Raw genomic sequence first — 24,181 nt, 5'->3', positions numbered from 1 at the left:
CTGGGGTCGGTCCACCACGGCCCGACACCCGTCGGGCGGGGAGGGGGACGCGGGAGGGAGAGGAGTGGAGCCTAGGGGATTCGAACCCCTGACATCTGCCTTGCAAAGGCAGCGCTCTACCAACTGAGCTAAGGCCCCGTGCCACAAAGCGTGAACGCCGGACCGCGGCTAGCGATCCGGCGTCTGCCATGCGGGGGTGGGCCTAGGAGGACTTGAACCTCCGACCTCCAAATTATCAGTTTGGCGCTCTAACCACCTGAGCTATAGGCCCTCGTACCGAAGCGTTAATCTACCCGACGCGCGCGCCGCCACCCAAATCGGGAGTCCCGCGGCGACGACGGGACCCCCGAACCGGCACCTCAGTTCCGGCGATCGCTCAGCGTCACCTGCACGCCGCCACCGGTCAGCCCGGCGGCGAGGTTGTAGATGAACACCGCGAGGGTCGTCAGGATGGCCAGCAGCAGGACGTTGAGCAGTCCCACGCCGCCGCTGTAGAGGAAGATCGTCGACGGCCCGATCGCGGCCGCCGACTCGTCGCCCGCGACCCCGGAGAGCAACCCTCCGAGCCGGTCCCACACCCCCATGCCGGAGAGCAGGAGGTAGGTGACACCGATCGCGACCATCCACACCAGGTACAGGGCGAACATCAGCCCGAGCACGGTGGTGAACGCCGACCACGGGTCGATGCGTCGCAGGACGAGCACCGACTCCATCGGCCCCCGCCGCTCCGTCGGCGGAACCATGGGGGCCGCGCGACCGGCCGCGCCACCCGAGTGCGCGGTCGCGACACCGCCGGGCAGTCCCTCGGCGCGGTGCTGGGTCGCCGCGGGGAACGACGCGGTCGCGGTCGCGTCGTCGGGGGTGGTCTCCACGGCGGGGGACTCCGCCCCGGTCGTGGAGCTGGCCGACCCGCCGAAGCCCGGCGCAGGGGTGGAACCCTTGGGTGCCGGGCCGCTCTCGGGTCCGTCGCTCGGCTCGGTCATCGCCTTCTACTCCTTGTCGGACCCGGCGTCGAGCCGGTCGTCGTCGTCGGGCTCGTCGGCGTTGCGGGCGATCGCCAGCAGCGAGTCACCCTCGGCGAGGTTCATCAGGCGCACGCCCTTGGTCTGCCGGCCCGCCTTGCGCACCTGCTTGGCGAACGTGCGGATCACGCCACCGCTGGACGTGATGGCGTAGAGCTCGTCCTGCAACTCCACGATCGTCGCACCCACGAGCTTGCCGCGCTTGGGATCGAACATGAGCGTGAGCACGCCCTTGCCGCCCCGGCCCTGGGCGGCGTACTCGGCCAGCGCGGTGCGCTTGGAGTACCCGCGCTCGGTGGCCACCAGCAGGAAGAGCTGGTTCTCGTCCATCTCCGAACGGACCACCGACATGCTGAGCAGGGCGTCGCCGTCGTTGAACCGCATCCCCATGACACCGGACGTCGCACGGCCCATCGGGCGGAGCGTGTCGTCGTTGGCGTGGAACCGGATCGACTGTCCCTTCTCGGAGACCAGGAGGAGGTCGTCCTCGGGGCCGGCGAGGGCGGCACCGACGAGCTCGTCGCCGTCGCGGAGGTTGACCGCGATGAGACCGCCCGAGCGAGGCGAGTCGTAGTCCTCGAGACGGGACTTCTTGACCAGGCCGTTGCTGGTGGCCAGGACCAGGTACGGGGCGTCCTGGTACCCCTTGATCCGGATGACCCCGGCGATCCGCTCCTCCGGCTGGAACGCGAGGAGGTTGGCCACGTGCTGGCCCCGCGCGGTGCGGCTGGCCTCGGGCAGCTCGTAGGCCTTGACGCGGTAGACCCGGCCCTTGGTCGTGAAGAACAGCAGCCAGTCGTGCGTGGAGGAGACGAAGAAGTGCCGGACGATGTCGTCCTGCTTGAGCTCCGCGCCCCGCACACCCTTGCCGCCCCGCTTCTGGGCGCGGTAGAGATCCGTGCGGGTCCGCTTGGCGTAACCCGTCTCCGTGATGGTGACGACGACGTCCTCGCGGGCGATCAGGTCCTCGTCGGTGACGTCGCCGTCGGCCGGGATGATCACGGTGCGTCGGTCGTCGCCGTACTTCTCGACGATCTCGCGGAGTTCGTCTCCGACGATCGCCCGCTGCCGCTCGGGCTTGGCCAGGATGTCCTTGTAGTCGGCGATCTCGAGCTCGATGGCGGCGAGCTGGTCCACGATCTTCTGCCGCTCCAGGGCCGCGAGGCGGCGGAGCTGCATGTCGAGGATGGCCTGGGCCTGGTCGTCGTCGATGTCGAGGAGGTCCTTGAGACCCTCGCGGGCGATGTCGACGGTCTGCGACCGACGGATGAGCGCGATGACCTCGTCGAGAGCGTCGAGCGCCTTGACCAGCCCGCGCAGGATGTGGGCCCGCCGCTCGGCCTCGTCCAGCAGGTACTGGGTGCGCCGGACGATGACCTCGATCTGATGCGTGACGTACAGCCGCACCAGCTGGTGGATCGGGAGCGTGCGCGGCACGCCGTCGACGATCGACAGCATGTTGGCGCCGAACGACGTCTGCAGCTGCGAGTGCTTGTAGAGGTTGTTGAGGACGACCTTGGCCACGGCGTCGCGCTTGAGCGTGATGACGATCCGCAGTCCCACACGGTCGGACGACTCGTCGTCGATCTTGGAGATGCCGGCGATCTTGCCGTCGCGCAGCTGCTCGGCGATCGACAGGATCATGTTGTCCGGGTTGACCTCGTAGGGCAGCTCGGTGATCACGATGACGGTGCGGTTGCCGTCCTCCTCGATGGAGGTCTTGCCGCGCATCCGGATCGAACCGCGCCCGGTGGTGTAGGCGTCCTTGATGCCCTGGTCCCCGACGATGAACCCGTGGGTCGGGAAGTCCGGCCCCTTGATGAAGCCCATGCAGGCGTCGAGCGCCTCGTCGTCCCCGGCGTCCGGGTTCTCCAGAACCCAGTAGACGGCCTCGGCGACCTCGCGGAGGTTGTGCGGCGGCATCTTGGTGGCCATTCCCACCGCGATGCCACTGGAGCCGTTGATCAGCAGGTTCGGTACCCGGGACGGCAGAACGACCGGTTCGGACGTCTTGCCGTCGTAGTTGGGCTGAAAATCGACCGTGTTCTTGTCGATGTCCCGCACCATCTCCATGGCGAGCGGGGTCATCTTGCACTCGGTGTAGCGCATCGCGGCCGCACCGTCGTTGCCGCGCGAACCGAAGTTCCCCTGGCCGTCGACCATCGGGTAGCGCATCGCCCACGGCTGGGCCAGACGGACCAGGGTGTCGTAGATGGCCGAGTCACCGTGCGGGTGGTAGTTGCCCATGGTGTCGGCGACGGGCTTCGCGGACTTCACGTAGCTACGGTCGGGCCGGTAGCCGTTGTCCCACATCGCGTAGAGAATGCGACGGTGGACGGGCTTGAGCCCGTCCCGGACGTCCGGGAGGGCCCGCCCGACGATGACGCTCATCGAGTAGTCGATGTAGCTTCTCTGCATCTCCGCCTGGATGTCGACCGGTTCGATGCGGTCGTGTCCCCCGGCGTCGGGCGGCAACGTCGTGTCCGTCATGGGCTCCTCTTCGGTTCCTCGTCGCGCTGGCTTCTCTCGCAGACGATGTCGCGGGCACGCGCGTGCTCTGACGGCGACCGTACGACCCGCCCAGTCTATAGGTCCTGGGGAAACGGGTTCGAGGGCACGCCTCGGGCACCCTATTATCTGCGAATGGAACGGGTCCTCGACCGCGTGCGTCGCAGGGTCCTCCGGGCGTCACCGCTCCCGGACCCGGTCCTCGCTGACCCTGTCCGCTCGCCCGGTCTCGGGTCGCCTGGTCTCGGGTCGCCTGGTCTCCGGCCGTCTCGACGGATTCCCGTGCCCAGATGATGTGACGCACGTAACATTTCAGTCATGTCGCGCCTCTCCCGTCAGTCCGCCCGCCGGAGTCGTCGTCTCACCGCGGTGGCCGCGACGTCGGTCTTCGTGCTCGTCAGCGGGCTGCCCGCGATCGCCGGCGCCCAGCCGTCGACCCCGGCGCCCCCGAACAGGGACAGCGTCCAGTTCGACCAACCGGGCGGTTTCTACGACACCCGGGGCCTCGCACCCTCGTCCCCGGGCGCCGTCCTCCGTGCGCAACCGGCCGACCTACCGCTCGCGGTGTCCGTCCCCGGACTGCCTCCGCTTCCCTCCCCACTGCCGGCGATGGCTCAGCGGGCCGTCTACCAGACCCTCGACGTCGACGGTCGACCCGTGGCCACATCCGGCGCGCTGTACGACTCGACCGCACCGTGGAACGGTCCCGGTCCACGACCCACCATCGTGATCGGGCCCGGTACGCAGGGTCAGGGCGATGCGTGTGCCCCGTCCCGGAATCTTGAGACGGCGCTCGGCGTGAACCCGCAGACCGGGGGCGCGGTGCCCTCATATGAGCAGGCGTTCGCGCTGGTCCTGGCCGCCCAGGGCTTCCGGGTGATGGTGATCGACTACATCGGGCTCGGCACGCCCGGCGTGCACACCTATTCCGACCGGGTGGAGCAGGCCCACGCCATGCTGGACGGTGCCCGGGCCGCCCGCGCTCTGAGCGGGGACGCTCCCGTGGTGTTCTGGGGTCACTCCCAGGGTGGAGGTGCCTCCGCGGCCGCTGCCGAGCTCGCCCCCGTGTACGCCCCGGACGTCGACCTGCGCGCGGCCTACGCGTCCGCTCCCCCGGCGGATCTGCTGGCGGTGCTCGACCACATCGACGGCTCCACGCTCACCGGTGCGATCGGGTACGCCATCAACGGCATGTCCGAGCGCTTCCCCGCCGTCCAGCAGGTGGTCGACAGGCAGGTCAACGGCGCCGGTCGGGCCGCGCTCGCAGACATCGCCGGCCTGTGCACCCTCGACCTGCGCTCGGCGTACGGGATGCGCACCACCAACGAGTGGACCCACTCGGGCCGCAGCCTCGGAGAGCTGATCCGCTCCGAGCCCGAGGCCTTGCGGGTCCTCGATCACCAGCGGATCGGCCGACTCCGACCCGAGGTCCCGGTGATGGTCGCCGGGGGTGTCAACGACGACATCATCCCGCTCGGTCAGGTCGAGCAGCTCGGCCGGGACTGGTGCGAACAGGGAACGGCCGTGCACTTCCGTTATGAGACGACCCCGCCCGTCGCCGGCGTGACGCACGCCGCGGCGGCCGTGACCAACTTCCCGGCGGCCCTGGACTTCGTCACCCGCCGGCTCGCGGGAGAACCCGCGCCGAACGACTGCGGGAGCCTGTAGCCCACGGGTCGGCGGGTATCTCGCGGGCGATACCGCTGCCCTCCCTGCGAGATGCCCGCCGACCGGGGGCGCGGATCACACGTCGAGGAAGCGGACGTCCCGCGCGTTGCGGGTGATGAAGTTGCGGCGCGCGTCGACGTCCTCGCCCATGAGGATCGAGAACAACTCGTCGGCGGCCGCGGCGTCGTCGAGCGTGACCAACCGGAGGGTGCGCACCGTCGGATCCATGGTGGTCTCCCACAGCTCCTTGGGGTTCATCTCACCGAGACCCTTGTAGCGCTGGATCCCGTCCTCGACGTTGATCTTGCGCTTCTTCTCCAGACCGATCTTGAGGAGCTCGTCGCGCTCGCGGTCCGAGTACGCGAAGTCGGGCTCGCCCTTGCCCCACTTGAGCTTGTACAGCGGCGGCTGCGCCAGGTAGACGTTCCCGTTCTCCACCAGCGGCTTCATGAACCGGAAAAGGAGGGTGAGCAGGAGCGTCGAGATGTGCTGACCGTCGACGTCGGCGTCGGCCATCAACACGATCTTGTGGTAGCGCAGCTTCTCGAGATCGAACTCCTCGTGGATACCCGTGCCCAGGGCGGTGATGATCGCCTGGACCTCCGTGTTCTTGAGGACCTTGTCGATCCGGGACTTCTCGACGTTGATGATCTTCCCGCGCAGCGGCAGGATCGCCTGGAACATCGAGTCCCGACCGGACTTGGCCGAGCCGCCGGCGGAGTCGCCCTCCACGATGTACAACTCGGACTTGGCCGGGTCCTTGGAGCGACAGTCGGCCAGCTTCCCGGGGAGCCCGCCGATATCGGTCGCCGACTTGCGGCGGACCATCTCGCGGGCCTTGCGGGCGGCGACGCGGGCCTGGCTCGAGGCGATGCCCTTGTTGACGATCACCCTGGCCTCGGCCGGGTTGGCCTCGAACCAGTGACCGACGTGCTCCGAGACCTGCCGCTGGATGAAGCCCTTGACCTCGGTGTTGCCCAGCTTCGTCTTGGTCTGACCCTCGAACTGGGGGTCGGAGATCTTGGCCGAGATCACCGCGGCGAGGCCCTCGCGGATGTCGTCACCCGTGAGGTTGGGGTCCTTCTCCTTGAGCAGCTTCTTGTCGCGGGCGTACTTGTTCACCAGTGAGGTCAGCGCGGCGCGGAAGCCCTCCTCGTGGGTGCCGCCCTCATGGGTGTTGATCGTGTTGGCGAAGGTGTGGACCGACTCCGAGTACCCGGAGTTCCACTGCATCGCGACCTCGACCTCGTGGCCCGTGCCCTTGCCCTCGAAGTAGAGGATCGTCTGGTGGATCGCCGTCTTGGACTTGTTGATCGCGGTGACGTAGTCCTTGAGGCCGTCCGGGTAGTGGAAGGTGCGCTTGCGCTCACGGACCTTGACCGGCTCGGCGGGCTCGGTGGTCTCGACGGCGCCCTCGACGAAGGCCTGCTCCGCGTCCACGGCGTGCTCGATGTCCGACCCCTCGTCGGAACCGGGCGCGGAGTCGGATCCGCGACCCTCGCTGTCCGCGATCGCGTCGAGCTCCGCTGCCTGTTCCGCCCGGGACCGTCGATCGGTCAGGGTGATGGTCAGGCCCTTGTTGAGGAACGCCATCTCCTGGAGGCGACGGGCCACCACGTCGAAGTCGTACTCGGTGGACTCGAAGATCGACCCGTCAGCCCAGAAGCGGACCCTGGTGCCGGTTCCCTCGGCGGGCCCGGCGTCGACGAGCTCCTCGGGGACGGCCATGTTGAAGTTCTGCTGCCACAGGCGTCCGTCCCGCTTGATCTGCACCTCGACCCGCGTCGACAGCGCGTTGACCACCGAGATGCCCACGCCGTGGAGACCACCGGAGACCGCGTAGGAGTCGGAGTCGAACTTGCCGCCCGCGTGCAGCTGGGTCATGACGACCTGCACGGTGGGCATGCCCTGCTCGTGCATCTCGACGGGGATGCCACGGCCGTCGTCGATCACCTCGACGCCGCCGTCCTCCAGCAAGGTCACCTTGACACCGGTCGCGTGGCCGGCCATTGCCTCGTCGATCGAGTTGTCCACCACCTCCCAGATCAGGTGGTGCAGACCGCGCGTCCCTGTGGAGCCGATGTACATACCCGGACGCAGCCGGACGGCCTCGAGTCCTTCGAGAACGGTGATCGATGACGCACCGTAGTCGTTCGTGCCCTTCTTGCTGGCCTTGCTCTTGGCGTCCGCCACGTGCGAACTCCTCGCGTCTCGGGGGTCTGGGACCGGCCCAGTCTACCTGCGACAACCCGCGCGCGGCCCCCGGGCTCGCCAGGACGGGCCCGATGGCCACCCGGGTGGCTCCGCCCCTCAGCCGTAGGTGTCCCGCGGCCCACGACCGGACACGTGCAACGGACCCTTCCGCCAACTGGGTTTCTCGGGGCCCTCGATCTTGAGGCGACGCACGTGACCCGGTCCCATGGCCGCGGCGATCTTGCGGAGGATGTCGGCCGCCACGAGCCGGAGTTGGGTCGCCCACGCGGTGCTGGAGGCGCGGACGTACAGCACGCCCTCCTCGAGTCGCTCCGGGGTGGCGTGCGCGGACATGTCCTCGCCGACGATGCGGTCCCACTCCGCGAACAGCCGACCGGTGGTGACCTTGTCGTCCCAACCCCGTCTCTTGGCGACCTGGCCGACGAGTCGCCCGAGCGGCTGGGGATCCCAGGGGTCGGCACCCGACCCGGTCCAGCCACGTTTGCGCAGCCGCTTCCCGCCTCCCACCGGACCGGTCCGCCCGCGACCGACCTGTTTGCCGTCCGCACGAGCCCGTGTGCGTGCCTCCTCGAGGGCCTGCCTCGCGATGTCATAACCGCGTTGTGGCGGGTCGGACGGTGTTATCGGATCCCTCCGCTGATCGTCGGTCACCTGTGGACCTCCCTGGTCGAGGGTGCGGTGTCGTCGTCTCCGTCGTTATGGTCGTCGTCCATAACCTCGTCGTGACGTCCGGCAACCTCGTCGTGACGTCCGGCGGGGCGGCGCGACACCGTGATGTCCGAGTGACGACCCGCGCCCTCCCCCGTCATCACCACGTCATGACGGACCCCCCGCAATCCGTCCGGGACGTCCTCGCCGACCGCCGCGGTCACCAGGACCTGTTCGACGCCGGTCGCCGCCGCCGCGAGGGCGGCACGGCGGTGGCGGTCGAGTTCGGCGAACACGTCGTCCAGGAGCAGGACGGGCTCGATGCCGTCCGCCCGGAAGAGTTCGAGCGATCCGAGGCGCAGGGCGAGGGCGAACGACCAGGTCTCGCCGTGGCTGGCGAACCCTTTGGCGGGCTCGTCACCGAGCGACAGGACCACATCGTCCCGGTGAGGTCCGACGAGGGACATCCCCCGGTCGATCTCGTCCTGGCGTCTCCTCCCGAGCTCGGCGAGCAGGACAGCCTCGACGAGCTCGGGGTCGGCCAACTCGGACTCCTCCGGTGCGGCGCCGACCCGGAACCGGTACGCGAGATCGGCCGGACGGGACTCCGGCGCCAGACCGCGATAGGCATCGACGACCAGTGGTCGCAACTCCTCGAGCAGGAGGACGCGCCCCGCGACGATCCTCGCCCCGAGTTGGGCGAGACGACCGTCCCACACGTCGAGCGTGTCCAGGGCCGCCTCCGCCTCCTCCCCCCTCCCGCGCCGGAGCACGCCGGAGGCGGATTTGAGGAGGGCCGACCGCTGTCGGAGAACGGAGGAGTACTCGGCGAGGTCGCCCCCGTGGGCGGGCCGACGTTGGACCAGGAGCTCGTCGAGCAGTCTGCGACGCTCGGCCGGCTCCCCTCGGACCAGGGCCAGGTCCTCGGGTGCGAAGAGCACGGATTGCACGACGCCGAGGATGTCGCCGAGGCGGCGGCAGGGCGAGGTGTTGAGCCGCGCCCGGTTGGGCCGCCCCGAGTTGAGGGCCAGCTCCACGGTGAGTTCACGTCCGGCGTTGTGGGCGAGGGCGGCGATCATGGCCGTCTCCGCGCCCGTGCGGATCATCGGTGCCTCGGCTGCGACCCGGTGCGATCTCAGGGTGGCCAGCACCCCGACGGCCTCGAGGACGTTCGTCTTCCCGTGACCGTTGCGCCCCACCAGTGTGGTCACCCCGGGCTCCAGCTCCAGCTCGAGCAGAGGCCAGGATCGGAAATCCAGGAGCCTGAGGTGACGCAGGTGCATGCCGGGCGGCTTCGGGAGAGCCGGGTCAGCCCGGCAGGCGGACCGGCATGAGCAGGTAGGTGTGGTTCGAGTCGACGGGGGCGATCGCGCCGTCGGCGTCCGGGGAGGGCAGTTCCTCGGGAGCGGGACGCAGGACCGCGGGACGGCTGGCCTGGGTGAACCCGAACGCGACGCGCGCCGAGTGCATGCTGCCGAGCCCGTCCAACAGGTAACCGGGGTTGAACGCGATGGTCAGGGGCTCACCGAGGAAGTCGACGGGGAGGGTCTCCGAGGCCTGGGCCGCGTCATCCCCGCCCGCGGAGAGCGCCAACTCGCCGTCGGAGAACGTCATCCGGACCTGCACTCCCCGGTCCGCGACCAGCGCGACGCGCTTGATGGCCTGCACCAGCGCGTCGACCTGGACGACCGCCATCGAGGTGTGTTGGGTCGGCAGCAGCTGGCGGACCTTGGGGAACTCGGCGTCGAGGAGCCGCGTCGTGGTGCGCTGCCCGGAGACCAGCACGCCCATGATGCCGTCCGCCCCGACCTCCGAGCCCGCGCCCAGGCTGAGGTCGACACGCCCACCCTGGCCCGCCGACCGGGTCACGTCGGACAACGTCTTGGCCGGGATCAGGACCTCCACGGCCACGTCCTCGCGAGCGGGTTCCCACTCCAGATCGCGGATGGCCAGGCGGAACCGGTCGGTCGCGATGAGGGTGACCCGGGGTCCCTCGATCTCCATCCGGATGCCGGTGAGCATCGGGAGCGTGTCGTCCTTGCCGGCCGCCACGGCGACCTGGGCCACGGCCTCGGAGAACGCGTCGACCGCGGCCGATCCGGTCACCCCGGGCATCGCCGGCAGCTGCGGGTAGTCCTCGACCGGCATCGTGGGCAGGGTGAACTTGGCGGTGCCGCAGTTGATGTACATCTTCTGGGCGCTCACCGTGACCTCGACCGGACGGTCCGGGAGCGCGCGGGCGATGTCGGCTAACAACCGACCGGACACCAGGGTGCTCCCCGGCTCGGACACCTCGGCCGGGACGGAGACCTGCGCGGAGGTCTCGTAGTCGAAACCCGAGATGGTCAGACCGGAGTCCGCCTCGAGGAGAACCCCGCCGAGGATCGGGACCGACGGTCGTGACGGAAGGGTCCGCGCCACCCAGGCCACCGAATCGGCGAAGTCCTCGCGGGTGACGCGGAACGTCGGATCCGTGATCTCCATCGGTGACCTCTTTCTGGGCGGGGCGCGTACCGCCGGTATCTGGACGAGTGGTCTGTTCGCGGCTGCGGTCTCGGGCGTTCTCTGGCGTCCGACGGGGTCCGCCGGATCATCTCCATGAGAGTAACCGCTCCCGCCGACAGCGGGAACACGGAGTCCTGTAACCCGGTCAAGCAGGCTCGCCGTTCCACATACCTACTTCTTACAAGAACTCTCTAGAGAGATAAGTAGTAGTAGTAGGTCCTGTGAAATTGTGAGCCGACGCCTGTCTACGCAGTTCAGGGTGCGATTGTGGCTGTGGACCGAATCGGCTCATCTTGTGACTTGCGAGCGGCGCGGGTGGAATCACAGATTTCGGTCCACCGTCTGTCCACCGCCGGTCCACAGGAACCCACAGAGTTGTCCACAGGTGTGAAGGGTGTGGCACATGGTATGAGGGGGGTCACATTTACATGTCGGAACGGTCACACGACTCCGACTCTCGAGAACCGGGGGTGGTCCGTGGGGCGGGCGTGTGCGGCGCCGGGCCACTCGGGGGGCGGCCCGACGAGGAGCCACGCGGAACCGAGCGGTCCGGCCCGACGAGGGCATGGACGAAGGCATCGGCGAGCGCACGGACGAGCCGCCGCAGGAGCAGCAGAGGGATCGCGTGGGTGTGCGGCCGGGGGGACGGGTCGGAGAGCCGTCAGAGAGACCGCGAGCGTTCCTTGATCCGGGCGGTGAGCTCCTGGATCTGGTCGTACATGCGCCGGTCGTCCTTGATCTCCTTGAGGATCTTCCGCTGGGCGTACATGACCGTGGTGTGGTCCTTGCCGCCGAAGGTGACGCCGATCTTGGGTAGCGAGAGGTCCGTGAGCTCTCGACAGAGGTACATCGCGATCTGGCGGGCGCGGGAGAGAGACCGGGTCTTCGACGTCCCGCAGAGCTCGTCGATGCTGGTGGAGAAGAACTCCGCGGTCACCGCCATGATCGTCGCGGCCGAGATCTGGAGGGAATCGTCGTCCGAGACCACGTCGCGCAGGACCACCTCGGCCAACGGGACGTCGATCTCGTGTCCGTTGAGGGAGGCGAACGCGACGACCCTGATCAGCGCACCCTCGAGCTCGCGGATGTTGCGCTGCACGCGTGTGGCGATCAGCTCCAGGACATCGCGGGGGACCACGTAGTTCTCCGACTTGGCCTTCTTGTCGATGATCGCGATTCGCGTCTCGAGCTCGGGCGGCTGGATGTCCGTGATGAGACCCCACTCGAAGCGGGTACGCAGCCTGTCCTCGAGGGGCTGGAGCTGCTTGGGGGGCCGATCGGAGGAGATGACGATCTGCTTCTGGGCGTTGTGGATCGTGTTGAAGGTGTGGAAGAACTCCTCCTGCACCTGCTCCTTGCCGATGAGGAACTGGATGTCGTCGACCAGGAGGATGTCGGCCTCGCGGTACCGCTTCTTGAACATGTTCTGGCGGCCGTCGCGGACGGAGTTGATGAAGTCGTTGGTGAACTCCTCGGTCGAGACGTACTTGACCTTCTGTTCGGAGTACATCCTCAGGGAGTAGTGCCCGATCGCGTGGAGCAGGTGTGTCTTGCCGAGCCCCGACTCGCCCCAGATGAACAGCGGGTTGTAGGCGCGCGCCGGGGCCTCCGCGACTGCGAGCGCCGCCGCTCGGGCGAACCGGTTGGAGTTCCCCTGGACGAACGCGCTGAACGTGTACCGCTCGTTGAGTCCAGGCGCGGTCGCCGCCGACAGGGCCTCGTCGCGGTCGCTGCCGTGCAGCAGTCGTTCGGCCGCGATCTGCTCCTCGGTCATGCGGACCGGGCGCGAGGTGGCCGGTGGATGGGAGGCCTCCGGCTCGGGTCGGTGTATCTCGTCGACGTCGATCCGGGGATCGTCGGCATCGGAGTGGTGGTGCCGGCCGGCGAGGGAGGTGTCGACCTTGACCGCCAGATCGACGGGCTCCCCGAGTTGGGAACTGAGCGCGCGGGTGATCGGCCCGCGCAGGATCGACTCGATGTTGTCCCGGGCGAACGCGGACGGCGCGGCGAGCATCGCGAACCCGTTGACCACGGCGATCGGTTGGACGAGACGCAACCAGGCCTGCTGCTGGCGGGACAACGCGGGATTGTCATCGCTGGCCAGAGACGGGTCGGTCAGCTTGTCGAGGACCGCGCTCCACACGTGTTCGAGGTCAGGAGACACGGTGGGCGGTCTCCTCTCGTCGGTGTGAAGCGGTTCCGGGTGGCCGACCCTCTCGGCCCGGCCGGGCACCACACTCTATCCACAGGCTCCGACCCAGGTCCAACGCGGTATCCACATGGTTGTCCACAGCTGTGGAAGATAGACCGGCCCCGCGGTGGCGGGTTCGGTCTCCAGTGCGTGAGGGTGGGGTCTGCTGCGTCGTGATTACGTTAGGCGGCCCGGGTGGGGCTCGATGATGAATGACCGTAACAACACCGTGAACTCGTGGGCAACCCTCAAGATCAACTGGAGGGCGGATGTCAAGCATCCGGCGTCCCGGCGTGTTGCCGTGGCCTGCAGGGTGGTACCGATGGTGCGGATGTGATTACACGGTTTGGTGGCGAGGCCATCGTGCGCGTAATCTTGAGCAGTCTGTCGCGCGCCCGTGAGGCGTGCGGCGCGTCGTGGTACCGCCCGTCAGTGGTGTTTCGACGACATCAGGAACTCGATCGGGCGCACGAGTGGCGCCTACTTCACGTGAGGAGCCAGTCATGGCCAAGGGCAAGCGGACCTACCAGCCGAACAACCGTCGTCGTGCCAAGGTGCACGGCTTCCGTCTCCGGATGCGCACGCGCGCCGGTCGCGGCATTGTCGGCGCTCGCCGCCGTAAGGGCCGCGCCTCGTTGACGGCCTGATCCGGGCCGGGGTGGCGGGTGCTTCCCAGGACCCACCGGCTCCACCGTTCCGCTGACTTCGCGGCGGTGGTGCGGAGGGGTGCGAGGAAGGGCCGCCGGACGATGGTCGTACACGCCCACGTGGACTCTTCGGACGTCCGCGTGGGCGGTCCTCGTTTCGGCCTGGTCGTCAGCAAAGCCGTCGGTGACTCGGTGACCCGCCACCGTGTCAGCCGGCGGCTTCGTCATATCGCCGCCGAGTTGCTGGCGGAGCTCGATCCCGATCTCCTGATCGTGGTCAGGGCCAATCCGGCCTCTGCGGCGGCCTCCCATGACGATCTGGTCCGCGATATGCGTTCCGGTCTGTCCTCCGCGGTGCCGCGTGCTCGTGAGGAGCGGTCATGACCGAGGGCCGCCACGGCCCCGTGGCCCGGGTCCTTCTGTGGATGCTCGACTTCTACCAGAAGGGGATCTCGCCCCTGACCCCACCGAGCTGTCGGTTCGAACCCACCTGCAGCAGTTACGCGGTCGAGGCCGTTCGAGTGCACGGCGCCTGGTACGGGACGTGGCTCTCGGTGTGGCGGTTGTTGAGGTGTGGTCCCTGGACTCCCGGCGGGTGGGATCCGGTCCCGGAACCCCGTTCCGCCGAACCCCGTTCCGCCGAACCGCGAGCCCCGGACCATCCCGCGGATCATCCCCACGAGCATCCCGACAACTCCGAACGAAGCTAGGACTCCACCACCGATGTCGTTCATCACCGACCCTCTGGTCTACTACCCGATCTCCGGGATCCTCTGGTTCTGGCACAAGATCTTCGCGTTCCTCGGGGGCTTTCTTCCCTGGGTGGAGTCACCCGACTCCAACGGCGCCATCTGGGCGCTCTCCGTGATCTTCCTCGTGGTCACCCTCCGCATCCTGCTGTTCTGGCCGGCGGCCAAGCAGATCCGCTTCTCGCGGAAGATGCAGGAGATGCAGCCGCGGATGAAGGAGCTGCAGAAGCGGTACAAGAACGATCGCGAGAAGCTCGCCACCGAGACGCGCAAGCTCCAGAAGTCCGAGGGGTTCAATCCGGTCCTCGGTTGTCTGCCGATGTTCATCCAGATCCCCGTCTTCCTGGGTCTGTTCCATGTGCTCCGGTCCTTCAACCGGATGGGCAACAACTTCGGTGCGCTCGGTATGAGCGCGGAGGAGACGCGGAACACCGGCAACTACGTCTTCAACGCGGACGAGGTCCAGAGCTTCCTGGACGCGCGGCTGTTCGGCGCTCCCCTGTCGTCGTTCATCTCCCAGCCGATCGAGCAGTTCCAGGCGTTCGTCGACCCCGGGGCGGCACTGGACTTCGAGCGCTGGAACATCATCATCGTGGCCATCCCGCTGATGATCGTCTCGGCGGTCACCACGCACCTCAACGCCAGGATCTCGCTGTCCCGCCAGTCGCCTGAGGCCGCGGCCAACCCGCAGGCCAAGATCATGAACCAGTTGATGCTGTGGGCCTTCCCCATCGGCATCCTGGTCACCGGCGCGTTCTGGCCGATGGCGATCCTCGTCTACATGGTCACCAACAACCTGTGGACCCTCGGCCAGCAGTACTACCTCTTCGAGAAGATGGCCAAGGAGGACGACGTGGCCGCCCTCAAGCGCCGTGAGGAGCAGAAGTCCCTCGCCCCGCGGGTCGGCGTGAAGCCCGTCAACCCCAAGAGGGGCCGGGGTGCCCCGACAGGTACCGCCGTGGCCTCCCAGGAGACGGTGGCCGGTGTGACGTCGGATGACGACGACGACCCGGACGCCGCCCCGGCGGTCGCTCCCGCGCCCTCTCCGGGCGCGGCTCCTCGGCCGGGTCAGAGACCTCAGCAGCCGGGCGGTCAACGGACGCGCCCCGCACAGAAGAGCGGCGGGGGAAGCGGTAAGGGCAAGAAGAAGAAGCGTAAACGCTGACCGCAGGTCAGTCAGACCACCGACAAGGTCCCCGATGCCCCGGCATCGGGGACCTTGTCCCATACTTGGGGTGAGTACTCGCCGGCCAGGACGGGCGCGGCGATCGGCGGCGATGACGGAGGCAGATCCATGTCGAAGAAGAACATCGAGGTGTCGGAGGAGCGTCTTGTCGAGGAGGGCGAGGTGGCCGGTGACTATCTCGAGCAGCTCTTGGACATCCTGGACTTCGACGGGGACATAGATCTGGATGTCGAGGGCGATCGTGCGATCGTCAGCATCGACGGGAGCGAGGATCTGGATCGCCTCGTGGGTTCCGACGGTGCGGTTCTCGACGCCGTGCAGGAACTGACCCGGTTGGCCGTTCAGCAGGAGCTGGGAGATCGCAGCCGGTTGATGTTGGACATCTCCGGGTGGCGCGCTGCCAAACGCGAGGCGTTGACCGAGGCCGGTCGGGTGGCCGCACTGCGGGTGCTCGAGTCCGGCGAACCCGAGGAGCTCGAGCCGATGACCCCGTTCGAGCGGAAGGTCATCCACGATGCGATAGCGGAGATCGAGGGAGTGTCCTCGGACTCGACCGGGGCCGAGCCGAATCGGCGGGTCGTGGTCCTGCCGACCTGACCGAGCTGCCGGCCTGACCGAGCCGGTTCGAGTGCCGGACAGCGAGACGAACGGGGGCGCGGGCGTGGAGCCCGCGCCCCCGGCGTCATGTAGGGGTTGAGCGTGGTGCGGACACGGCGACTTACATCGATGTTATTCGGGGGATGTTTCACGTGAAACCAGAGGCGATGAGCGCCGGAAGAGGACGACGGTGACATGAACGAGGACACAGGGCACGAAACGACACGTGACGCGGTCGATGCGTCCACAAGCGATGACGCCCGGGACGATACGAGTGAGACGTCAATGGTCGAGACTCCCCCGGAACCTCCCACCGGCGCGGGTTCAGTGTTCGGCGACCGCCTCCCCCTCGCGGTCAGGTACGTGGAGATCCTCGCGACCGCCGGTCTGGAGCGGGGACTGATGGGACCACGCGAGCGCCCGCGGCTGTGGGACCGCCATGTACTCAACAGTGCGGCGGCCGCCGTCGGCTTCATGGAGAACGAGTCGGTGGTCGACATCGGCAGCGGCGCCGGCCTACCGGGCATCCCGCTCGCGCTTGCCCGGCCCGATCTCCGCATCACTCTGGTCGAGCCCCTCCTCCGTCGGTCGACCTTTCTGCTCGAGGTGGTCGACCAACTGGGACTGGATGTTCGTGTCGTGCGCGGTCGTGCCGAGGAGAAGGACGTGATCGCAGACGCCGGCGGCGCTGACGTGGTGACGTCGCGGGCCGTCGCTCCGCTCTCGCGGCTCGCCGGATGGTCTGCGCCGTTGCTCAGACCGGGTGGTCGGATGGTGGCGCTGAAGGGGGCCTCCGCCGCGGACGAGATCGAACGAGACGAGCGAGCCCTCCGGAAACTGGGCTTCGATGGTGCGCGCGTCGAGGTCGTGTCCGCACCGGATGCGGAGAAGACGAGGCTGGTCATTGCGACGCTCGCGACTAGAGTGGGTAGCCGTGGCTCCCGCTCTCGCGCACGCGGTTCACGGCATCGGTGATGTCCGTCGGAATCGCAGCGGGCGATGTCGGTTTCACGTGAAACACTGGCGGCAGGGGCATCGGGACGATGCGCTGAGTTGCTCTGACAGGTAGTTGAAAGGTGACGGATGTCCGAAGACGAGACCCCGATCTTCGCGGCCGCACGGCAGGCGAACGAGGTACTCCACGGCGACGCCCCCGCGTTGCCGAGACCCCCGCATCCGCGGATCATCACCATCGCCAACCAGAAGGGTGGGGTGGGTAAGACCACCTCGACGGTCAATCTTGCGGCGTCTCTCGCCCTCGGTGGTCTCGGTGTCCTGGTGATCGACATGGACCCGCAGGGCAACGCCAGCACCGCGCTCGGAGTGGATCACCGGGAGGGAACCCCGTCGAGCTACGAGCTCCTCATGTGGGAGCACGCCCTGGAAGACCTCATGCAGAGCAGTCCCCATGCCGAGCGTCTGTTCTGTATCCCGGCGACGATCGATCTCGCGGGATCCGAGATCGAATTGGTGGGCCTCGACCACCGGGAGCATCGGCTCGCCGAGGTGCTCAACAGCGAGGACCTCGTGTCGTTGGGCATTGACTATGTCCTGATCGACTGTCCCCCCTCGTTGGGACTGCTCACGGTGAACGCGATGGTGGCGGCGAGTGAGGTGCTGATCCCTATCCAGTGCGAGTACTACGCGCTCGAAGGGGTCGGCCAGTTGCTGCGCAATGTCGAGTTGATCCAGCAGCACCTCAACCGGTCGTTGGAGATCTCCACCATCATGCTGACGATGTACGACGGACGGACCAAGCTCGCAGAGCAGGTCGCTGGCGAGGTCCGTACCCACTTCGGTGACACGGTGCTCCGTACCGTCATCCCCAGGAGCGTCAAGGTGTCGGAGGCTCCCGGGTACGGGATGACCATCCTCCAGTACGACGCCGGATCCCGCGGCGCTCTCGCGTACCTGGACGCGGCGAAGGAGCTCAACAGCCGCGCGGATCGACTGCACTCACACGTGGAGGACGACCGTGTGTCCACCGGCACGGAGGAGAGTCGATGAGTCAGCAACGCAGGGGTGGTCTCGGTCGGGGGCTCGCCGCCCTGATCCCCACGGGGCCGGACGAGGGTCCACGTCTGGGCAGTGATGCAGCCGACGTGATCCTGGGTCCCAGGGGCGGTGGTCCGCGGACCACTCCCCCCAGGCCGAGGTCCAGCGGTCCGGGGATGTCGGCAGCGAGCAACGTCTCCGTCGACGACGCCGATCGGGCACCCCGTCCGGACGGTGCGAGGGACGACGATGTTTCACGTGAAACCGACGACCTCGTGGATCCCGGCGCGGTGTATCGAGAGATCCCTCCGTCGGCGATCGAGCCGAACCCGAAACAGCCCCGAACCCATTTCGACGAAGAGGCGCTGGCCGAGCTGGCTCACTCCGTCAAAGAGTTCGGGCTCCTCCAGCCGATCGTCGTCCGTGAGATCGCGGCCGGCCGATATCAGCTCATCATGGGCGAGCGACGCTGGCGCGCGAGCCAACGGGCCGAGCTCCCGACGGTCCCGGCGATCGTGCGGCAGACCGACGACGAGGATCTCCTCCGGGACGCGCTTCTCGAGAACATCCATCGGGTCCAGCTCAATCCCCTCGAGGAGGCGGCGGCGTACCAACAGCTCCTTGAGGAGTTCGACGTGACGCAGGCCGAGCTCGCGACCCGGATCGGTCGGTCGCGTCCGGCCATCACCAACAGCATCCGTCTGCTCCAGTTGCCGACCGCTGTCCAGCGCCGGGTGGCGGCCGGTGTGCTGTCCGCCGGCCATGCCCGAGCACTGCTGGGCCTCGAGGCCGGGGCGCCCGCCCAGGACGAGCTCGCAGCGCGAATCGTGGCGGAGGGCCTGTCGGTCCGGGCCACGGAGGAGATCGTCACACTGTTGAACCGGGAGGGCGACGGTACGGCGTCGAGGCCCTCCCCCGCGCCACAGGGTCGCCGACGGGATCCTGAGTTGGAGGCGGTGGCGGGTCGACTGTCCGATCGCTTCGAGACGTCGGTGTCGGTCACCATGGGGCGGCGAAAGGGGCGCATCACGATCGACGTGGGCGACGCCGATGACCTGAACCGGGTCCTGACGCTACTCGAGGGCGGGACGCCCGGATCGCCGCGATGAACTCGATCCGGCCGCTCGACCTCTCCGCCGTGGACCAGCTCGGGCCCCGGGCTCGCAAATGTGTGTACTGGCAGACTGACGGGCAGGTCGGCCAGGACGAGCCGGGGGATCCCGAGTTCGAGAAGGAGGCGTGGATCTCCCACGTGTCCCTGGAATGGGGTGTGTGTGGTCAGATAGCCAGCTATGGTGACCGCTCGACCGGGGCGGCGTTCTACGCGCCCCCCGGGATGGTGCCGCGTGCGGCCTGCTTCCCGACCTCCCCGGTGGGCTCGGACGCCATCCTCCTGGCGGGGTTGAGCATCGAGCACGGGGCGCCCGGCGGTGCGCTGACCTCGCTCCTCGATGCGGTGGTGGTGGATCTGCGCCGACGCGGAATCAAGGCGATTGAGGCCTTCGGGGTGACGTCCGGGGACACCGGGGACGTACTGTCACGTGACACGTGTGGTTCGGAGTCGTGCATCGCTCCGACCGGCTTCCTCGTGGAGCACGGGTTCACCGTCGTGGCCGAGCACGAGACCCATCCGAGACTCCGACTCGATATCGAGAGTGAGCATCTCTGGAAGGCCGACGTCGAGAGGGCGCTCGATCAGCTCTTCGCGGAGCGGGGATTCGCCACCAGGAGGCTGGGGGTGTTGTCCGGGGCGACCGCCCGGCACACGGTGGACCCGCGGGCGGGACGTCAGTCCCGCTGACGCTGTTCGTAGTCGATCAGCTCGTTGACGGACATCGACCCGGTGGGGTGATCGTCCTCGTCGAGTAGGTAGAGGCGCTTCACCCCCACGAGGATGGAGTCGATGATGGTGTCCTGTGCGGTGCGGTCCCCGAGGATGGAGAGATCGCGGGGATTGTAGGCGTACCCCAGGACGATCTGGATGGACGGCATCCGGGTCATCCGGAGAAGGGGCCAGCTCCGCCCGTGGGTGCGACAGTCGCGGAGACTGGTGCGACTGACGATCTCGCGCTGGATGAACCCGGACAGCGCCTCCCCGAGCATCGACTCGGCACCCAGGGAGTTGCCGAAGTAGAAGGTGGCGACACCGTTGCCCACCGGGTTGGGATGCCGGTCCAGGCGGAGCGAGATCATGAGATCGGCGTTGAAGGCGTTCGCGATCTCGGCGCGCTCGGGGTCGGTCGGGATCATCGCCTCCGGCCGGGAGAGGAAGACCTCGACCCCCGCCTGGTTCATCCGCTCGGACAACCGCCGGGTGATGTCCCAGAGCAGCTCGGCATCCGTGATGGTTCCGTGCGGGGTGTCCATGCGGATCGGGTTCTCCGAACCGCTGGGGCCGGGGTCCAGGACGATCCGCTTGCCGGCGAGCATCGGGCCGGAGGTCCGCGCCCGCTCGCGCTCGACCAGCGAGGAGACGTCCCCACCCTTGAACAGGGTGGAGAACCTGTTCAGGGTGTCCAGGGTCTCGGCTCCCACGACGCCGTCCGCGGGCAGGCCGCAGTCCCGCTGGAAGTCCGTCGCCGCGGCATGGGTGAGGGGACCGAAGGTGCCGTCGACCAGTCCCGCGTAGAAACCGAGTTCCCCGAGCCGACGCTGGAACTGCGCCACGTCGTCCCCCGCCATGGGCCTGGAGACGATGTAGCTGAGATCGCGGGTCCCGAGGACGTGGGTGGCGTCATGGAGCGCCGCCTGGGTCGACGGACCCACGATGCCGTCCGAGATGAGCCCACGGGCCTGCTGGAAGGCCAGGACGGCCGTCTCCAGGTCGGCGTCGAACACGGCGTCGGTCCGGGCCAGGATCGATCCGGTCTGGGGTTCGGTGACCCCGACGGACTCGATGTTGTGCAACAGGCCCATTCCCGCGAGGGTCGCCCGGATCGAGGCCACCTCGGGCCCACGGTCACCGCGTCGCCACGCCATGGTTCTCCTCCGCTCCACTCGACTGGGTACCCGGATGAACTTACCGCCTCCGGCGCGGACGTGCCCGGAGCGCACCCGAGTGGGCGGGGCGTCTAGAGGACGTCCCCGAGCTCGGTGCGCAGCGCCGACTTGGACTTCGCTCCGGTGATGCGCTTGACCGGCTTGCCCTCGGAGAACAGCAGCATCGCCGGGATGGCGGTGATCTGGTACTCGGCGGCGAGCTCCTGGTTGGCCTCCACGTCGACCTTGGCGACCGTGAGCTTGTCGGACTCGGCTCCGGCGAGCTCGTCCAGGACCGGCGCCATCATGGTGCAGGGGCGGCACCACGTGGCCCAGAAGTCCACCAGGACGGGCTTCGACCCGCTGGCGGCGAGCACGGCCTCGGCGAAGTCGTCCTCGGTCACGTCGATGATGTTAGGGGTGTTCACGGCCATTGTGGTGGGTCCTTTCGGGGTGGGGGTGTGGGCGTCCCGGGTGTCCCGCCCGCGCGGATCGGGTCCGCCCGGTGGGGGTCAGGCCTGCTCGGCGAGCCAACGCTCGGAATCGATCGAGGCGGCGCACCCCGAACCGGCGGCCGTGATGGCCTGCCGGTAGCGGTGGTCCACCAGGTCGCCGCAGGCGAAGACCCCCGGGATCGAGGTCGCGGTGGTCTGGCCGGTGAGGACGTACCCGTCCTCGTCGACCTCCACCTGGTCCCGGACCAATTCGGAGCGCGGGTCGTGACCGATCGCCACGAACATCGCGGCCGTCTCGAGTTCGCTCGTCTCACCGGTGACCGTGTTGCGCAGCTTGAGGCGCTCGACCGATCCACTGGCACCCGAGAGCACCTCGTCGACCGTGGTGTTGAGGACGAACGAGATCTTCTCGTTCTCCTTGGCCCGTTCGAGCATGATCTTGGAGGCGCGGAACTCCTCCCGCCGGTGCACGATGGTCACCGAGGAACCGAACTTGGTGAGGAAGGTGGCCTCCTCCATGGCGGAGTCGCCGCCGCCCACCACGACGATCGGCTTGTCCCGGAAGAAGAATCCGTCGCAGGTGGCGCAGGAACTCACGCCACGGCCGAGGTACTCCTGCTCGCCGGGGACGCCGAGGTAGCGTGCGGCGGCGCCCATGGCGAGGATCACGGCGCGGGCGCGGTGCTCCTCCTCCCCCACGCGGACGATCTTGACCTCGCCGGCCAGGTCCATCGAGGTGACGTCCTCCATGCGGAGGTCGGCGCCGAAGCGCTCGGCCTGCTCCCGCATCTGCATCATCAGGTCTGGGCCCATCATCCCCTCGGCGAAGCCCGGGAAGTTCTCGACCTCCGTGGTGGTCATGAGCGCACCGCCGAACTGCGAACCCTCGAACACCACCGGCTTGAGCTCGGCCCGAGCGGAGTAGATGGCGGCGGTGTACCCGGCCGGGCCGGATCCGACGATGATGACGTCGTGGAGGGTGTCGCTCATGGGTTCTTCGGACTCCTTGGCGGGTGGGGAACGTGGGCCGGGACGATCTGCGGATCCACACGATCTGCGGAACCACTATGCCGATCGATGGATCTACTAAGGCGACAACACCCGGCGGGTCGGTGTTGTTCCCTCAGTCGGTGAGGGTGACCCCCGCGAGCAGCACGCTGAGCTTGGCCCGCCCGCGCGAACACCGGCTCTTGATGGTGCCGGGGCGGGCGTTGAGCAGGTGGCACGCCTCGGCCACCGTGCAGCGCAGCATGTCGACGACGACGACCGCGTCCCGCTGGTCGGTGGGCAGCTCCGCCAGGGCCTCGGCGACGATGATCGCGTAGGCGGGGTCCTGGTAGAAGTGGTCCCGCAGCGAGATCTCCTCGTGGAGTCTGGGAGTGAGCTCGGAGTGGGTGCGCAGGCGTTGTGACCGCATCTTGTCCAGGCAGGCGTTGACCACGATGCGGTAGAGCCAACCCTGGACGGGGCAGGCGTGGCGGAAGGAGTCGGCCTTCCGGTACGCCGAGATGAGGGCGTCCTGGAGCGCCTCGGCGGCGTCCTCACGGTTGAAGGAGGTCCGTATGGCCAGCCGCCACAGGTAGTCGTAGTGGCGCCGGACGAGGGCGGAGAACGCGTCCGGGTCGCCGGCGATGTGCGCGTCGAGCAGTTGGACGTCCGAGAGCGCGGACCCGGCCGTGAGGGGCGACCCGGCGGTGAGCGGGGAGCGTCCCGTGACCGTGGAGAGATCGTCGACGGCGCTGGTGTTCACGGCGGTGACGTTAACGCGGCGGGGACCGCCGTGGGGCTGTCACCTCGGGCCCGGGAGCGGGCAGCCGGCTCGACCTCGCTCGCGACCTCGCTCGCGACGTCGCTCTCGTCGTCGATGCGGCCGGGAGGGCTCGGCCGTGGCCGGGCCGGATCACCGGGTGAGAAGGATCTCGCTGATCGACGCCGCGTACGACTCGGGGCCGGAGGTACCGAGCCGGGTGAACCACACGATCAGGTACCGGGACTCCTCGGGCTCGTCGATCGTCACGGTCCCCGAGCCGTCCCGGATCGTCCCCTCGCCGAGCAGGGTGGTGTCCTCGAGAGAGTCCGGGGACGCACTGTCGGCGACCCGGACCTCGAAGCGCACACCGTCGTCGTCCGAGTGGACCACCACGCGCCGGGTCTCCTGCTCGCCGTCGAGGGTCAACAGGAGGCCCACCCCGGGCTTGTACGCGGCCCCGCCGTCGCCGAGCTGGTTGCGGTAGGTGTCGGTGGACCACGAGGTCGACCTGTCACCGTCCGCGACGTTCGGGGCGCTCGAGGAGTTCTCTGCGACCCCCGCCGACCCGACGGGCTGCCACGAGGTGACGTCCGAGACCGTGACGGGCGTGGACGGTGCCTCACGGGTGGGCTCGGTCTCCCCCGGGCCCGACTCGTCCGATGCGGGCTCGGTGGTCGCGGCGGACCTGCTGGCCTGGGCGGCCCGTTCGATCGCGTCGAGTTGCTGGGACAGGGGGGTCTCGTCGCCGCCACCGGCCAGCGCCCCGAGTAGCCACGCGGACAACAGCGCGATCACCACGACGGCCGCCGCGCTGGTGCCGGCCATGATCTGCCAGCGACGTTTCTGGGTGGCCTCGTCCGGCTGTGGGTAGGCCTCGTCGATTCGGTCCGCGTCGTATCGGTCTGCGCCATACCGGTCCGTATCGAGCCCACCGTGGGACTGCCGGTCCGGAGTGACGCCGCGCGCCAGTCCCCCCGTCCCGTCCCCCGGCCGGTCGCGCGGGCCGGCCACGGGGTCACCGTGTCCGGGTGCCGTGGGGACGGCGGATCCGGACGAGGACGCGGCGC

21 protein-coding genes, 2 tRNA genes and 1 pseudogene are annotated in these 24,181 nt (G+C 68.4%); 10 read left to right on the top strand and 14 right to left on the bottom strand.

Annotated elements, in window-relative coordinates:
* Window positions 1-65 precede the first annotated feature (65 nt).
* The 4 genes from G6022_RS02285 to gyrA form a co-directional block, all read right to left on the bottom strand.
* A tRNA-Ala gene (locus tag G6022_RS02285) sits at window positions 66-138 on the bottom strand.
* Window positions 139-197: 59 nt separating this feature from the next.
* Window positions 198-271 (bottom strand) — tRNA-Ile (locus G6022_RS02280).
* Window positions 272-359: 88 nt separating this feature from the next.
* Complete coding sequence (locus tag G6022_RS02275; protein WP_179524016.1) at window positions 360-983, bottom strand: DUF3566 domain-containing protein; 624 nt, start codon at window positions 981-983, stop codon at window positions 360-362.
* Window positions 984-989: 6 nt separating this feature from the next.
* Entirely contained in the window at window positions 990-3,512 is a 2,523-nt protein-coding gene (gene gyrA, locus G6022_RS02270; protein WP_182638806.1) for a DNA gyrase subunit A, read from the bottom strand.
* A 336-nt stretch (window positions 3,513-3,848) separates the two neighbouring features.
* Here gyrA and G6022_RS02265 point away from each other — a divergent pair, with 336 nt between their 5' ends.
* On the top strand, window positions 3,849-5,198 hold the full coding sequence (locus tag G6022_RS02265) for an alpha/beta fold hydrolase (RefSeq protein WP_182638804.1): 1,350 nt from the start codon (window positions 3,849-3,851) through the stop codon (window positions 5,196-5,198).
* 75 nt (window positions 5,199-5,273) lie between these two features.
* Here G6022_RS02265 and gyrB read toward each other — a convergent pair whose 3' ends face one another.
* The 5 genes from gyrB to dnaA all read right to left on the bottom strand — a co-directional run bounded on the left by gyrB (window position 5,274) and on the right by dnaA (window position 12,708).
* Complete coding sequence (gene gyrB, locus G6022_RS02260) at window positions 5,274-7,391, bottom strand: DNA topoisomerase (ATP-hydrolyzing) subunit B (protein WP_179524014.1); 2,118 nt, start codon at window positions 7,389-7,391, stop codon at window positions 5,274-5,276.
* 117 nt (window positions 7,392-7,508) lie between these two features.
* Entirely contained in the window at window positions 7,509-8,063 is a 555-nt protein-coding gene (locus G6022_RS02255) for a DciA family protein (RefSeq protein ID WP_179524013.1), read from the bottom strand.
* On the bottom strand, window positions 8,060-9,343 hold the full coding sequence (recF, locus tag G6022_RS02250; protein WP_241731002.1) for a DNA replication/repair protein RecF: 1,284 nt from the start codon (window positions 9,341-9,343) through the stop codon (window positions 8,060-8,062). The genes G6022_RS02255 and recF overlap by 4 nt, the downstream gene beginning before the upstream one ends.
* A gap of 25 nt (window positions 9,344-9,368) precedes the next feature.
* A complete protein-coding gene (gene dnaN, locus G6022_RS02245) occupies window positions 9,369-10,544 on the bottom strand; it encodes a DNA polymerase III subunit beta (RefSeq protein ID WP_182609574.1) in 1,176 nt (391 codons plus the stop codon).
* A gap of 682 nt (window positions 10,545-11,226) precedes the next feature.
* The gene (gene dnaA, locus G6022_RS02240; protein WP_259844122.1) at window positions 11,227-12,708 is read right to left on the bottom strand and encodes a chromosomal replication initiator protein DnaA; all 1,482 of its coding nucleotides are present in this window, start codon (window positions 12,706-12,708) and stop codon (window positions 11,227-11,229) included.
* 551 nt (window positions 12,709-13,259) lie between these two features.
* Here dnaA and rpmH point away from each other — a divergent pair.
* The 9 genes from rpmH (at window position 13,260) to G6022_RS02195 (ending at window position 19,731) form a co-directional block, all read left to right on the top strand.
* Window positions 13,260-13,403, top strand: a complete 144-nt coding sequence (gene rpmH, locus G6022_RS02235) for a 50S ribosomal protein L34 (protein WP_179524010.1) — start codon at window positions 13,260-13,262, stop codon at window positions 13,401-13,403.
* A gap of 18 nt (window positions 13,404-13,421) precedes the next feature.
* On the top strand, window positions 13,422-13,787 hold the full coding sequence (gene rnpA / locus G6022_RS02230) for a ribonuclease P protein component (protein WP_182609575.1): 366 nt from the start codon (window positions 13,422-13,424) through the stop codon (window positions 13,785-13,787).
* The gene (gene yidD, locus G6022_RS02225) at window positions 13,784-14,113 is read left to right on the top strand and encodes a membrane protein insertion efficiency factor YidD (protein ID WP_182638802.1); all 330 of its coding nucleotides are present in this window, start codon (window positions 13,784-13,786) and stop codon (window positions 14,111-14,113) included. The genes rnpA and yidD overlap by 4 nt, the downstream gene beginning before the upstream one ends.
* Window positions 14,114-14,126: 13 nt before the next feature.
* Window positions 14,127-15,317, top strand: a complete 1,191-nt coding sequence (gene yidC / locus G6022_RS02220; RefSeq protein WP_182609577.1) for a membrane protein insertase YidC — start codon at window positions 14,127-14,129, stop codon at window positions 15,315-15,317.
* A 129-nt stretch (window positions 15,318-15,446) separates the two neighbouring features.
* Window positions 15,447-15,935 carry a R3H domain-containing nucleic acid-binding protein gene (locus G6022_RS02215; protein ID WP_179524006.1) on the top strand — a complete coding sequence of 163 codons (489 nt, stop codon included), beginning with the start codon at window positions 15,447-15,449 and terminating at the stop codon, window positions 15,933-15,935.
* Between the two features lie 285 nt (window positions 15,936-16,220).
* Entirely contained in the window at window positions 16,221-16,910 is a 690-nt protein-coding gene (gene rsmG, locus G6022_RS02210) for a 16S rRNA (guanine(527)-N(7))-methyltransferase RsmG (protein ID WP_241731003.1), read from the top strand.
* A gap of 108 nt (window positions 16,911-17,018) precedes the next feature.
* Window positions 17,019-17,942, top strand: a complete 924-nt coding sequence (locus G6022_RS02205) for a ParA family protein (protein ID WP_179524004.1) — start codon at window positions 17,019-17,021, stop codon at window positions 17,940-17,942.
* Window positions 17,939-19,039 (top strand): ParB/RepB/Spo0J family partition protein, encoded by a 1,101-nt coding sequence (locus tag G6022_RS02200; RefSeq protein WP_182609580.1) that lies wholly within the window; start codon window positions 17,939-17,941, stop codon window positions 19,037-19,039. The genes G6022_RS02205 and G6022_RS02200 overlap by 4 nt, the downstream gene beginning before the upstream one ends.
* Window positions 19,036-19,731 (top strand): hypothetical protein, encoded by a 696-nt coding sequence (locus tag G6022_RS02195; protein WP_182609581.1) that lies wholly within the window; start codon window positions 19,036-19,038, stop codon window positions 19,729-19,731. Before G6022_RS02200 ends, G6022_RS02195 begins: the two co-directional genes overlap by 4 nt.
* Here the strand turns inward: G6022_RS02195 and G6022_RS02190 are convergent.
* From G6022_RS02190 to G6022_RS02170, 5 genes and pseudogenes are all read right to left on the bottom strand, one after another.
* Window positions 19,719-20,909 (bottom strand): N-acetylmuramoyl-L-alanine amidase, encoded by a 1,191-nt coding sequence (locus G6022_RS02190; protein ID WP_179524001.1) that lies wholly within the window; start codon window positions 20,907-20,909, stop codon window positions 19,719-19,721. The genes G6022_RS02195 and G6022_RS02190 overlap by 13 nt on opposite strands.
* Before the next feature lie 92 nt (window positions 20,910-21,001).
* Complete coding sequence (gene trxA, locus G6022_RS02185) at window positions 21,002-21,343, bottom strand: thioredoxin (RefSeq protein ID WP_179524000.1); 342 nt, start codon at window positions 21,341-21,343, stop codon at window positions 21,002-21,004.
* A 78-nt stretch (window positions 21,344-21,421) separates the two neighbouring features.
* Complete coding sequence (gene trxB, locus G6022_RS02180; RefSeq protein ID WP_179523999.1) at window positions 21,422-22,354, bottom strand: thioredoxin-disulfide reductase; 933 nt, start codon at window positions 22,352-22,354, stop codon at window positions 21,422-21,424.
* A 133-nt stretch (window positions 22,355-22,487) separates the two neighbouring features.
* Window positions 22,488-23,114, bottom strand: coding sequence for an RNA polymerase sigma factor SigM (gene sigM, locus G6022_RS02175; RefSeq protein ID WP_182638800.1), 627 nt, complete (start codon window positions 23,112-23,114; stop codon window positions 22,488-22,490).
* 150 nt (window positions 23,115-23,264) lie between these two features.
* A pseudogene (locus tag G6022_RS02170) lies at window positions 23,265-24,181 on the bottom strand (hypothetical protein); the annotation flags it as partial.

Source organism: Dietzia sp. Cai40, assembly GCF_014145165.1.
Lineage (GTDB): Bacteria > Actinomycetota > Actinomycetes > Mycobacteriales > Mycobacteriaceae > Dietzia > Dietzia natronolimnaea.
The sequence above is the reverse complement of the archived record's forward strand: the minus strand, read 5'-3'. Positions and strand labels throughout refer to the sequence as shown.